The sequence below is a fragment of the Campylobacter sp. LH-2024 genome (assembly GCF_048270605.1).
In the GTDB taxonomy this organism is placed as follows: domain Bacteria; phylum Campylobacterota; class Campylobacteria; order Campylobacterales; family Campylobacteraceae; genus Campylobacter_D; species Campylobacter_D molothri.
The window spans coordinates 742448-755024 of the sequence record NZ_CP168139.1 but is presented as its reverse complement, the minus strand read 5'-3'; the positions used below and the strand labels follow the sequence as shown (position 1 = coordinate 755024).

Annotated in this window: 13 protein-coding genes; 1 reads left to right on the top strand and 12 read right to left on the bottom strand. The window is 28.3% G+C overall.

Annotated features, from left to right (window positions below; genetic code table 11):
* Positions 1-5: 5 nt before the first annotated feature.
* Positions 6-359: a methionine-R-sulfoxide reductase gene (locus ACD570_RS03935; protein WP_200280361.1), complete on the bottom strand. Its 354-nt coding sequence runs from the start codon at positions 357-359 to the stop codon at positions 6-8.
* An 83-nt stretch (positions 360-442) separates the two neighbouring features.
* Here ACD570_RS03935 and ACD570_RS03930 point away from each other — a divergent pair, with 83 nt between their 5' ends.
* On the top strand, positions 443-1240 hold the full coding sequence (locus tag ACD570_RS03930; protein ID WP_200280358.1) for a ferritin-like domain-containing protein: 798 nt from the start codon (positions 443-445) through the stop codon (positions 1238-1240).
* On the opposite strand, the gene pssA is transcribed toward ACD570_RS03930, so the two are convergent.
* The 11 genes from pssA to ACD570_RS03875 all read right to left on the bottom strand — a co-directional run bounded on the left by pssA (position 1237) and on the right by ACD570_RS03875 (position 12572).
* Positions 1237-1959: a CDP-diacylglycerol--serine O-phosphatidyltransferase gene (pssA, locus tag ACD570_RS03925; RefSeq protein WP_200280355.1), complete on the bottom strand. Its 723-nt coding sequence runs from the start codon at positions 1957-1959 to the stop codon at positions 1237-1239. The genes ACD570_RS03930 and pssA overlap by 4 nt on opposite strands.
* Positions 1960-1969: 10 nt before the next feature.
* Positions 1970-2584, bottom strand: a complete 615-nt coding sequence (locus ACD570_RS03920; protein ID WP_337202443.1) for a phosphatidylserine decarboxylase — start codon at positions 2582-2584, stop codon at positions 1970-1972.
* On the bottom strand, positions 2581-4509 hold the full coding sequence (gene ftsH / locus ACD570_RS03915; protein WP_337202980.1) for an ATP-dependent zinc metalloprotease FtsH: 1929 nt from the start codon (positions 4507-4509) through the stop codon (positions 2581-2583). The genes ACD570_RS03920 and ftsH overlap by 4 nt, the downstream gene beginning before the upstream one ends.
* Entirely contained in the window at positions 4506-5351 is an 846-nt protein-coding gene (locus tag ACD570_RS03910) for a 50S ribosomal protein L11 methyltransferase (RefSeq protein ID WP_239819834.1), read from the bottom strand. Before ACD570_RS03910 ends, ftsH begins: the two co-directional genes overlap by 4 nt.
* A gap of 27 nt (positions 5352-5378) precedes the next feature.
* Positions 5379-5771 carry a chemotaxis response regulator CheY gene (locus tag ACD570_RS03905; protein ID WP_137623456.1) on the bottom strand — a complete coding sequence of 131 codons (393 nt, stop codon included), beginning with the start codon at positions 5769-5771 and terminating at the stop codon, positions 5379-5381.
* A gap of 86 nt (positions 5772-5857) precedes the next feature.
* Positions 5858-6748: a PDC sensor domain-containing protein gene (locus ACD570_RS03900; protein WP_200280349.1), complete on the bottom strand. Its 891-nt coding sequence runs from the start codon at positions 6746-6748 to the stop codon at positions 5858-5860.
* A gap of 2 nt (positions 6749-6750) precedes the next feature.
* Positions 6751-8520 (bottom strand): UDP-N-acetylglucosamine 4,6-dehydratase (configuration-retaining), encoded by a 1770-nt coding sequence (gene pglF / locus ACD570_RS03895; protein ID WP_337207372.1) that lies wholly within the window; start codon positions 8518-8520, stop codon positions 6751-6753.
* Position 8521: 1 nt separating this feature from the next.
* On the bottom strand, positions 8522-9682 hold the full coding sequence (pglE, locus tag ACD570_RS03890) for a UDP-N-acetylbacillosamine transaminase (RefSeq protein ID WP_337202975.1): 1161 nt from the start codon (positions 9680-9682) through the stop codon (positions 8522-8524).
* A gap of 578 nt (positions 9683-10260) precedes the next feature.
* Positions 10261-10860, bottom strand: coding sequence for a UDP-N-acetylbacillosamine N-acetyltransferase (pglD, locus tag ACD570_RS03885; RefSeq protein ID WP_337204791.1), 600 nt, complete (start codon positions 10858-10860; stop codon positions 10261-10263).
* Positions 10847-11449, bottom strand: a complete 603-nt coding sequence (gene pglC, locus ACD570_RS03880) for an undecaprenyl phosphate N,N'-diacetylbacillosamine 1-phosphate transferase (protein ID WP_337198842.1) — start codon at positions 11447-11449, stop codon at positions 10847-10849. Before pglC ends, pglD begins: the two co-directional genes overlap by 14 nt.
* Positions 11442-12572 carry a glycosyltransferase family 4 protein gene (locus tag ACD570_RS03875; protein ID WP_337207377.1) on the bottom strand — a complete coding sequence of 377 codons (1131 nt, stop codon included), beginning with the start codon at positions 12570-12572 and terminating at the stop codon, positions 11442-11444. Before ACD570_RS03875 ends, pglC begins: the two co-directional genes overlap by 8 nt.
* Positions 12573-12577: the final 5 nt, after the last annotated feature.

Here is a 12577-nt window from a genome sequence, read left to right as displayed (position 1 = left end):
CACAATTAACCTTTTACAAATTCCAATGAAATCGAATTTACGCAATGTCTAACATTTTTATTTGTAAAACCTTCCCCTTCAAAGACATGACCAAGATGTGCATCACAATTTGAACACACTATTTCTGTACGCATACCATCTTTATCTGGAATTCTTTTTATAGCTCCTAAAATTTCATCATCAAAACTTGGCCAACCACATCCTGATTTAAATTTATCTTCTGATCTATAAAGTTTAGAACCACATTGTTTGCAAAGATAAATCCCTTTTTCATAAAAATCATTATACTTTCCGCTAAAAGGAGCTTCAGTCGCCTTTAATAAAATAACTTTTTTTTCTTCTTCGCTTAATACTTTCATTTTCATTTTCCAATCTAAAAATTAACATTATAACAAAATTTATTTTTTTTAAATATAATTAAAAATAAAATTTTAGGATAAAAATGCATCAAGAATTCTTTTTTAATTTAGAAAAAATTTTATACGAACAAAATATTGAAGAAAAATTTAACCAATTCTCTGATTTTTACGATAATTTTAAAAGCAAAAAAATTGTTTTTAATCACAACCAAAATAGTATTTTCAAAGAAAATATAAATTCCAATTTAAAACTTACCCATCCAACAAAAATCAGACGTCCAAAATTTCTTAATTCTACTCATTCCTTAGCCAAAATGATTCATTCCATAGCACATATTGAATTTAGTGCAATTAATTTAGCCTTAGATGCAAGTTATCGTTTTAAAAATTTACCTGAACAATTTTATAAAGATTGGCTAGAAGTTGCCGAAGAAGAAATTAAACATTTTAATTTATTAAATTCAACATTAAAAGAACTTGGCTTTAAATACGGAGATTTTAGTGTACATGATAATTTAGAAGCTGCACTAAAAGCAACTCAAAATTCTTTAAATTTTAGAATGGGTGTGGTTCATCGTGGTTTAGAAGCAAAAGGACTCGATGCAAATCCATTTGTTGTTGCCAAACTTGAAAGTTCAAATCATCCTATAAAAAATTTATTAAAGGAAATTCTAACTATTATTTTAAATGATGAAATCAAACATGTAAAAAAAGGGGATTATTGGTGGAAATTTTCAAATAAAGAACAATATAATTTTTTAGATATTTGTAATTTATTTCATCAATTTTCTCTTGCTGGAAAAAAACTTAATATAAATGCAAGACTAAAAGCTGGATTTAGCAATAAAGAATGTATAGATATTGCTAAATTTTATACTTAATTTCTTTTAAATTTAGAATAAATAATCGTATAAAAAGCTCGTATAATACCATAAAGAACATATAAGCTCGCTAAAGTAATTAAACTTCTAAGAGGATAAAGATATAAAAATGAAAATATAATTATTAATATAATTAATACTTTCAAAACGCTAGATCGATTAAAATCTAATTTTTTAAAACTTGGATAACGTATATTGCTCACCATTAATAAACCTAAAATTGCTTGTAAAATTAAAAAGGCAACTCCATAAGTTTTTAAAAAGTCATAATGGTAATAACTATAAGTCCAAATAGAGCTAACAACAGCTGCCGTAGGTATAGGGAGTCCTATAAAAACAGAAGGCTCATAAGTCCCAGTTGTTACATTAAATCTTGCTAAACGTATAGCACCAAAAACTACAAAAAAAGCTGCAATTAAAGAGCCATATCTTCCATACTCAGAACCTATTGCCATATAAAAAAGTATGGCAGGAGCAACACCAAAAGCAACCAAATCAGCTAAAGAATCAAATTCAATTCCGAATTTTGAAGTAGTTTTTGTTAATCTAGCTACCCTTCCATCAAGCCCATCACAAATTAAAGAAAAAATAATATAAATTAAAGCCTTATAATAATTTCCCTGTATAGAACTAATGATAGAGATAACACCTAAAAAAATAGAAGCAGCAGTAAAAAGGTTTGGTAAAATATAAACAAATTGCGGTTTATTGCTATTCATAACAATCTCCTTAAATCAAATAACCCAATAAAGATCCAGATTTTATTTCATCACCAAGTCCTGCCTGTATGCGTATATTTTTTGGAAGTATAAGTTTTATCTTTCCATTAATCAAAAAACCTAATCTATCTCCAACTTTTAGACTATGAGAAATATTATCGAGTCTTATTTTTTTTCCTAAATTTCCAGCATAAATTTCCAAAAGTATTTTAGATGAATTATTTACAGCATTTATAGTAATTTTTTCTTTTAAAAAATTCAAATTTTGACTTTCTTTGTCTAAAAAAAGTCCATATCTGTATTTAATTTCTTCAATATTCATTTCAAAAGGAGCATAAAAAGAACCCGCATTATAAAAAGAATTGACAATACTTATTTCTACACACTCTCCAAAATCTTTTCTAACAGTATTTTCTATTTGCACAATTTGTCCATCTATAGGGGACAAAATTGCTTTTATATCATGACAAATTAGAATACGATTTGGATTTCTAAAAATAAATAAAAATATTAATAATAACAAAAAAAGTACAAAAGAAAAGCTATTTAAAATCCAAAATAATATGATTAAAAATATAATCAAACTTATACTAAAATAACCTTCTTTTGTAATATATTTCATTATTTTTCTTCTTTAGTATTTTCTTCAATCTCTTGTAAACGACTTGAAAGATTGTTTTCTTTTTCATAGTTTTTAATAATTTCTCGCACCTTTGCACCTTCTATTGTTTCTTCTTCATAAAGAGCTGCAACCATAGTTTCAATAGCACCTTTATATGCGCTTAGTGTATTTTTAACATCCTTATAACGCTCATCTAAAGTTTTTTTAACATATTCATCTAAAGATTCTGCTGTTTTTTCAGAATAATCCTTAATAGTTTGTCCACCACTTAAAAAAGTATTTCTTTGTTTCTCTAAAACCATCAAACCTGCAATTTCGCTCATACCATACATCGAAATCATAGCTTTTATAATATCTGTGGCTCTTTCTAAATCATTACTTGCTCCTGTTGAAATTTCTCCAATAAACACTTCTTCAGCCGCTCTACCACCTAAAAGCACATCAACTTCTGCGATTAATTCATGTTTTTGCATTAAAAATTTATTTTCTTCAGGAGTGTTAAGCGTATAACCTAAAGCTGCTAAACCTCTTGGAATAACAGATACTTTACTTACTTTTTTTGCACCTTTTGTAGTTTCTGCTATTAAAGCATGGCCACATTCATGATAGGTTACAATTTTTTTCTCTTTATCGCTAATACGACGTGATTTCTTTTCAAGCCCAGCTATAGCTCTCTCAACTGCCTCTACAAGATCATTTTGTTCTACATGCTTTTTAGAATCTCTTCCTGCTAATAATGCAGCTTCGTTAATAATATTAGCCAAATCTGCACCAGCAAGCCCTGCAGTTAATCTTGCAATATCTTCAACTTTTACCTCAGGGGAAATTTTAACATCTTTCATATGTACTTTTAAAATATCACATCTACCTTTAAAATCAGGTTTATCTACCAAAACTTGTCTATCGAATCTACCTGGTCTTAAAAGTGCAGCATCTAAAACTTCTGGACGATTTGTTGCAGCTAAGACAATAACAGGAGAGCTTTCTGTTCCAAAGCCATCCATTTCAGCTAAAAGCTGATTTAAAGTCTGCTCTCTTTCATCATTTCCACCCATCATACCGCTAGCTGCACGGCTTTTTCCTATTGCATCAATTTCATCAATAAAGACAATAGCAGGAGCTTCTTTCTTTGCATTTTCAAACAAGTCTCTTACACGAGATGCACCAACACCTACAAACATTTCAATAAAAGAAGAACCAGAAACACTAAAAAATGGAACATCCGCCTCACCAGCAACTGCTTTTGCAAGTAAAGTTTTACCTGTGCCTGGAGGCCCAACAAGCAATAAACCTTTTGGAATTTTAGCCCCGAGTTTAATATATCTTTCAGGATACTTTAGAAAATCAACGATTTCTTTAACCTCTTCTTTAGCTTCTTCAACACCTGCAACATCATTAAACTTTACTTTTGGTTTTTCAGAATTGACTAATTTTTTAGAACTTCCTATGCCTAAAATAGATCCTCCCATGTTTTTTTGCATACGACTAGCCAAAAACATCCAAATACCGAAAAAAATAAACACAGGCAATACCCATGAAAACAATATATCAGTAAACCAATTTGTTTCAGAATAAGCTCCATAAGCAATATTTTTACTATCAAGCAAATTTACAAGTTCTGGATCATTAACCTTCTTTGCGCTATAGACAGTATTTTGTGCACTTGATACAGCTTTTATGGTAGTTTGCCCTATGCTAACTTGATTAATCTGGCCACCCTCTATTAATTTCTTAAGTTCAGAATAAGGAATATTTTTATGAGTTTCCCTACCATTTAACATGCCGCTAAATGAAGTATTTCCATCAAATAATCCTTTAAAAATTACTATAATTGCAATAGCAAAAACCGCAAAAATAAAAATAGGATTTTTATTAAAAAAACCATTATTTTGCGGATTACCTTTATTGTTAGAAGAATTATTCATTATATTTCCTTTTTATTTTTAAATACAAAAGAGCACCATTCATTGATTTTAATTTCATCAATAAGCTCTAAATCTTGAAATTTTTCTTTAACTCTTGTCTGATATTTATCTAAAATTCCAGACAATATAAGTATAGCATTATCTTTTAAATGTTTTTTAATATCTTTTTCTAAAATCAAAATAACATCTGCAATAATATTGGCTACAATTAAATTATATTTATGTTTTGCTTGTTCAATAGAGCCCTTCCATGAATTTTCAAAACAAATTTGATTAAGTTTTGCATTCTCTAAAGAACTATGGATAGCCAACTCATCAGTATCGCAAATTTCAACCTTGCATCCCAATTTAGACATTACAATGCCCAAAATCCCGCTACCACAGCCCAAATCCAAAACTAGATCATCTTTTTTTGCAAATTTTTGTAAAAATTTTATACAAGCATAAGTACTCTCATGATGGCCCGAACCAAAAGCTAAGGCGGGATTTATTTTTATATTAATGCAATTTTGCTTTTCTTCTTGCCAAGTAGTATGAATATAAATTTGATCAATTAAAATAGGTTTGATATTTTTTTTATATTCTTCTATCCAATTTTTATTTTCTTTTTCTTTAATAGTTTTATCGTAGAGGATATCTTTTTTTGTATTAAATTTTTCTTTCAATTTTTGAGAAAAAATCTCAAGAGCCCATGAGATTTCTTCTAAACTCTCATTTGAACGTATATAAATACCTTCATTTTTTTCTTCTATAGCTTCAATGCCTAAATCAAAAACAAAATCAAGAAATAAATTTTTATATTGTTTATCTACTTTAAAAAATAATTCATAATAAATTTTTTGCATCATAACGCCATAAAAAAGGCTTTATTTTTATTCAGCTGAAGCCTCATTAGAACCTGTTCCTAAAACATCTTCAAGTTTTTCTTTTAATACTTGAGGAGTAAAAGGCTTAACGATGTAATTATTAACGCCAGCTTTTAAAGCAGTAATTACCTCTGCTTTACCACCTTCTGTAGTTACCATAATAATTGGCATATCTTCATATTTTTTTTCAGCGCGAACTTTTTTGACAAGCTCTAAACCATTCATTTCTGGCATATTCCAATCAGTAATTAAAACTTGAACATCTTCATTCTTAACAAGTAAATCCCAAGCCTCAACTCCATGTTCAGCCTCAAGAACATCATTATGTCCAAGTCTTGTTAGGGTATTTTTAATAATCCTTCTCATGGTAGAACTGTCATCAACAACTAACAATTTCACAATTTGTCCTTTCAAAAATTTATTTTGCTATTATTTTTCTCAAAATTTTATTAAACTTATAAAAAATAATTATAACATTTTTTTCCTTAATTATTCTTATATTTTACTGCAAATAAATATATACTAAGTCCTATTAAAAGAAGATTAATACTTCCAATAAGATAAAATACATAAAGCATTTGTGATAAATCACTTGAGACAAGCTTGAAAACAAGCATTAAAGCTTCTATAGCCAAAGCAATGATAATGGAGCCTAAAAATCTCACCATAGTTTTTTGAATTCCATTAATCTCTTTTTTTGTTTTTCCAAAAACCTCTTCTTCTATAATTGTTTTTGTTAAATCAAAAATAGCCAAAGCCAAAGTTATAGCGATGGTGCTTTGAAAAATAACCTGTATTCCAACCTCCCCCTTGGGATGAAATAAACTAAATAAGCCTTTTTGAAATAAAAAACAAGTAATGATAAATAAAACTACAGCAAAGCAAAAATAAACTATGCGACTAAAATATGTAAAAATAGTTTCAGAATAACCAGTTTCAATCATTTTTAAAATATTTGCTAAACTGATATCAATGCAAACAACAAATAATAAATTATCTTTATTATCATAAATAGGCATTGAAGCTGTAACACATAATTCGCTATTTAAAACCGAAGGATAAGGATCGCTAAGAGTGCATCGTTTAAGATTGACAGCTCTATAAAAATAAGCTTTTGAACTTTTATCCTCTCCATCTCCCGTTTCATATTCTTTTTTTAATGCGATAGCATTTCCAATTTGCCTTCCTGAAGTATCAAGTATATACAAAGCATCGAAAACTGAAATATCGTGCTCAATTTTATCCAAAGCAGCACGTATGCTTTCAAGACGAATATCTGGAAGCTTATTGGGTAAATTTCTTGTTAAAATATAAGTCATATAGGCTCTAGCCTTATATCGATTATCTTCAAATCTTTGCATGTCTTTAATAAACATGTTTAATTACCTCCAGCATTATGTTTAAATTCGGGTACAATTTCTTTTAAAAGACTAATTATATCTTTATTTTGCTTAAGTCTCTCAATTTGTGAATTTAAAATATTCAAATCGATTTTTTCGTTTTTAACTACAAAAATACTTTCATATTTTGTTTTAGCATCATTTTCATCAATTAAAAGTTCTTCAAAAAGCTTTTCTCCTTTTCTAAGCCCTACAATCTTAATTTCCAAATCTGGACGATTTGAAAGCAAAAGCATTTTTTTGGCCAAATCCATAATCTTAACAGGTTTTCCCATATCTAGTACAAAAAGTTCTCCACCTTTAGCAATAGCTCCAGCTTGTAAAACAAGTTGCACAGCCTCATTTACAAGCATAAAATAACGTACAATATCAGGATGAGTTAAAGTCAATGCTTCTCCATTTTCAATTTGGGCTTTAAATTTAGGAATAACGCTTCCACTTGAACCTAAAACATTACCAAAACGCACACAAGCAACTTCAAAATCAGGACTTGAAGAACTTAATGTATAAAGCTCACAAACTCTTTTAGTGCAGCCCATGACATTCGTTGGACGTACAGCTTTATCTGTACTAATCATTACAAATTTTTTAACACCATTAGTTTTAGCACTATCAATTAAAATTTTTGTTCCTACTATATTATTAATCACAGCAGCATAAGGATTTTGCTCACAAAGTGGAACATGTTTATAAGCAGCAGCATGCAAAATCAGTTCAGGTTGATATGTCTTTAATGCCTTATCAAGAGAATCATGATCTAAAATACTCATCATTAAAGGAGTAATTTTTTCTTTAAAATTTTGTAATTCCTCATTGATTTTATAAAGATTAAATTCGCTATGATCAAGCATTATAAGATGTTTCGCACCAAATTTAATACATTGTTTGCAAAGCTCGCTTCCTATGGTACCACCTGCTCCACTTACCAATACAACTTTATCTTTTAAAAATGCTGCTACAGCACCATCATCTAAATCTTTTGGTTTTCTAGCTAAAAGATCCTCTATACTAATATCTCTAGTTTTATTTTGAGTAAAAGAAAATATTTTAACATCTATAATGCCATAATCTATTAATTCTTCAAAAAGTTTTTTTAAAGATTCTTGCTCTAATTTTAATGCGATAATGGCAGTTTTAATACCATCTTGAACATATTCTTTGATTTTGCTTTTATCTTGAACAATAAATTTATCACAATAAGTTCCTATAAGTTCTTTTCTTTCATCAATTACCCCAACAGGATAAAATCCCAAACTTCCTTCTCTTGCTCCCTTTAATAAATGCAAAGCTTTAGAAGTTGCTCCTATAACAATACAAGGATTTTCTTGCTTAGCCTTGGAAAATTTAAAATCTACAAGCATTCTTTTACTAATTCTTAAAGTTCCTATGAACATATAAGATATTACAAAATCAATCCCTATTACACTTCTTGGAAAAGGATTAAAAAAATCACTAAAAAAATAAAAAATAATTAAAAAACAAAATTCAGCCAAAGCCAAAGCAAAGAAAATTTTTCTTGCCTCGCTTAAAGAAAAAAATCTCCAAGCAACCTTATAAATTCTAAAAATAAATAAAAAAGCTATTTTCAAAAAAAGTAAAATAACTCCTGCTTTAAGCATGCCTTGATAAAAAATATTTGCAATATCTCCACTAAAGCGCAAAGAGAAAGCTAGATATATAGAAAGAGAAAATAAAACAATATCAAAACATAAAAAAAAGATTAATCTTTTGCTCTTATAAAAATCCATATTATTCCTTTATACTTTTAAGGATTAATTCTGAAATTTCTTTTACATCATTTTTTTGCATAGCTGTTCCACTTGGCAAACAAATTCCTTTTTGAAAAAATAACTCACTATTTCCATTAATATAAGCTTTACAGTCTTTAAAAACTGCTTGAGTATGCATAGCTTTCCAAAGTGGACGCGTTTCAATTTGCTCCTTTTTTAAATCATCTATTAATTTAGAAATTTTTGGATGCAAAGGTATATTTTTTTGAGAAATATTTATATTCTTTTCATATAAATTAAGCTCTTTTGTATCAAAATCAATCAAAGCAGTGCTTAACCAACGATTGCTTCTAGAGTCCTTTAATTCATCCAAAAAAGTTAATTTATCTCCTAAAAATTCTTTATACCAATTATAAATTTCTCTTTTTTTAAGCACTCTTTGTTCTAAAACTTCCATTTGCGCTAGACCAATAGCTCCTAAAACATTACTTAATCTATAATTATATCCATAATCTAAATGTTCATAATGCAAACAATCTTCTCTTGCTTGAGTACTGTAAAATCTAGCTTTTTCGACTTTTTCTTTATTTTTACCAACAAGCATGCCACCGCCTGAAGTTGTAATAATTTTATTGCCATTATAAGAATAAACCCCAAATTCTCCAAATGTTCCTAAAGCTTTTTCCCTATAAAAACTTCCTAAAGCTTCAGCGGCATCCTCGATTAAAATAATATTATTTTCACTACAAATTTGCATGATCTCATCCATCTTTGCAGCATTTCCATAAAGATGAGTTAAAATAAGAGCTTTTGGTCTTTTCTCACATTCTTTAATGGCACGTTTTAAAAGCGTAATATCAAGATTATAGGTTTCATCACAATCTATAAAAATAGGTTTTGCCTTAAGATAACAAATAGGTGCTACCGAAGCTATAAAAGTAAAAGATGAAGCTAAAACTATATCATTTTGCTCCACACCTGCAACTCTTAAAGCCAAATGTAAAGCTGCGGTAGCAGAGTTAAGTGCTAAGGCATTTTCACTCTTGCTATATTCTTTAACACTTTTTTCAAAACGATTTACAAATTCACCTAAAGGAGCGATATAATTACTCTTAAAAACTTCTTCGATATATTTTAATTCATTACCGCTCATATGAGGAGGAGAAAGAAAAAATCTCATTTTTTATCCTTTTTATAAAGAGATTTATATTTATATTGCATTGTATCTAAAATAATTTACCAGAAATCAAACATTAAAAATTCTTTTTGCACCTAAATTTATTTTATACCACATTTGAAGTTTTTACAAATCTTCTTTTTTATAATTTCGCCTTTTTATAAATTTCTACACCTTCTCATCTTGCAAAATACATAAAAAAAGATTAAATTTATCAATTATATAAACAAATATAATAAATATAAGCAACAATAATACACCTATCATCATAAACAAAAATGATATTTGTAATTTCTAAAGTGTTTTTAAATTTTTATTTTCTAATTTAAAAAAAGGAAGTTAAAAAACCTTAAAAATTACACCAAATTCCTATCAAACCATTAAAGAACATAACGATACTTAATATATTTTTCAAACTTACTAAAATTAGAATTTGAATTCACTTTAAGGCCAACAAGAAATTTATGTTTTAGAGAATTTTTCAAAGCAAACATATAGCACATAAGATAAATGCTTGCTTAAAATTTATAACAATCTATTCCAAAATGAAAGATTTGTTATACAAGATGATAAAATCATATTCAATAAACCTCATCTATCCTTCTTGAAGGTGTTCCTACAAAAACACCTTTTTCATCTTGGCTTTTAATCAAAGTTGCTCCTCCACCTAAAATACTATCATCAGCCAAGTTTAAATTTGGCAAAACACAAGAATTAATTCCCAAAAGACAATTTTTTCCTATTTTTACATTGCCTGCACATTTAGCCCCAACACTAATATGAGAAAATTCTCCTATTTCACACTCATGCTCAATCACGCTTGAAGTATTTAAAATCACTCCTTTTGAAATTTTTGCTCTTGCATTAACTACAACATGAGGCATGATTAAAATTCCAGCATTTTCCTCTAAGAAAACACTAGGGCTAATAATCGCACTTGGGTGGATGAGATTAACTATTTTAAAACCATTTATAGAAACTTTTTCAAAAAATTCTTTTCTTAGTTGATTATTTCCTATGGCAATAAAAAAATCATATTTTTCCAAATTAGGATTAAAAGGCTTTCCCTTAAAATCATCCAAGAAAATACACTCTTTATAGCCTAAGCTTAAGGCAACATCTTCACAAACCAACCCATGACCACCAGCTCCATAAATATAGATTTTTTCAGTTTTTGCCATTAAATTTCTCTGTAGTAACATGTCCTTCTTTACTTACTCCACTTCTTTTTAAAACTTTTAAAGCAGTTAAAAACATAATCTTTAAGTCAAGCAAAAAACACAGATTTTCGACATAATACACATCAAGTTCAAATTTCTTTTCCCAAGAAATAGCATTTCTACCATTTACCTGCGCCCATCCTGTAATACCTGGGCGTACATTATGACGTAATTTTTGTTTTTCATTATAAAGAGGTAAATACTCCACCAACAAAGGACGAGGTCCAACGAAACTCATATCGCCTTTTAAAACATTAAAAAGTTGCAAAAGTTCATCTAAACTTAAAGATCTTACAAGTTTTCCAAAAGCCTTTAAACGCTTTTCATCTGGTAAAAGCTCTCCATTTTCATCTTTTTCATCGCTCATTGTTTTAAATTTATAAATTTTAAAAATTTTTTCATTTAAACCAGGTCTATATTGTGTAAAAATAACGCTTCCTTGAGTTAACTTTAAAAGCAAAGCTGTTACAAAAATAATAGGAAAAAATAATGCAAGTAAGAATAAAGCCAAACAAAAATCAAAAATTCTCTTAAAAAAATGATTATACATTTTTAATTACCTTTTTATAAATTTCCAGATAACGCTGAGCTATAATATTTTCATCATACTTTAAAGCATCTTTAGCCGCATTTACTCCTAAATTATCCTTTAATTTTTCATCGTTTAATAAAAGTTCAATTTTAGCACTCAAATCTTTAGCATTCCTAGTTTGAAACCAAAGTCCATCATAAGCGTTTGAAATTGCTTCTATACATCCTTCACAATCGCTTACCACAATAGCTTTTCCACAAGCTTTAGCTTCTAAAACACTCACGGGAAATCCTTCTTTATAGCTTGGCAAAACAAAAATATCACAATTTCTCAATAATTCCACTATATCATTTCTAGGACCTAAATAATGTACGTAACCTGAATTTAAAAACTCCAAACTCGCACAAGAAGGATTGTCATCTCTTCCTCCTACTAAAATAAAATTAGCTCGTTCTTTTAACAAACTTGCACTCTCATAAAATTCCTTAATTCCTTTGTGCCATAGAGCTCTTGCTATCATTAAAATAATAGGTTTTTCATCTATATTTAGATTTTGCCAAAAAATTCTTTTTGACTCATATTTAATTTTTATAGGAAAAAATTTTTTAAGATCAATACCAACTGATTTAATAATGAAAATTTTTTTTTGCTCAAGTCCTAAATTTTTCATAAAAAAAGCATTGCTCTCATTGACAAATATAAAACCATTGGCAAGCTTAAAAGAAATTTTATATAATAAATTTATACTCCATCTTATTATTTTGCTTTTAAAATTATTATCAATATAAAAAGAACCCAGACCCTCAACCAAGCCAAAAATAAATTGAATTTTGGCCAATCTAGCAGCTATAATTCCAAAAGTATTGCTTTTGTGTGCAGCACATTGAATAAGATCTAAATTTAAATTTTTCAGTACCTTTTTCAAATGAAAAAAATTTTTAAAAACTACAAAAGGATTTAAACTAGATCTTGAAAAATTATAAATAACAAGATTTAAACCTAATTCTTGAAGTTTTTGCGTATATTCATCTTTTGGAACTATGATAAAAATTTCATGGCCTTGATTTATCAAAGCCTTAATAATTGGCATTCTAAAATGATATATACTTGCCCCTGCATGAGATAAAAAACCTATTTTCATACTAA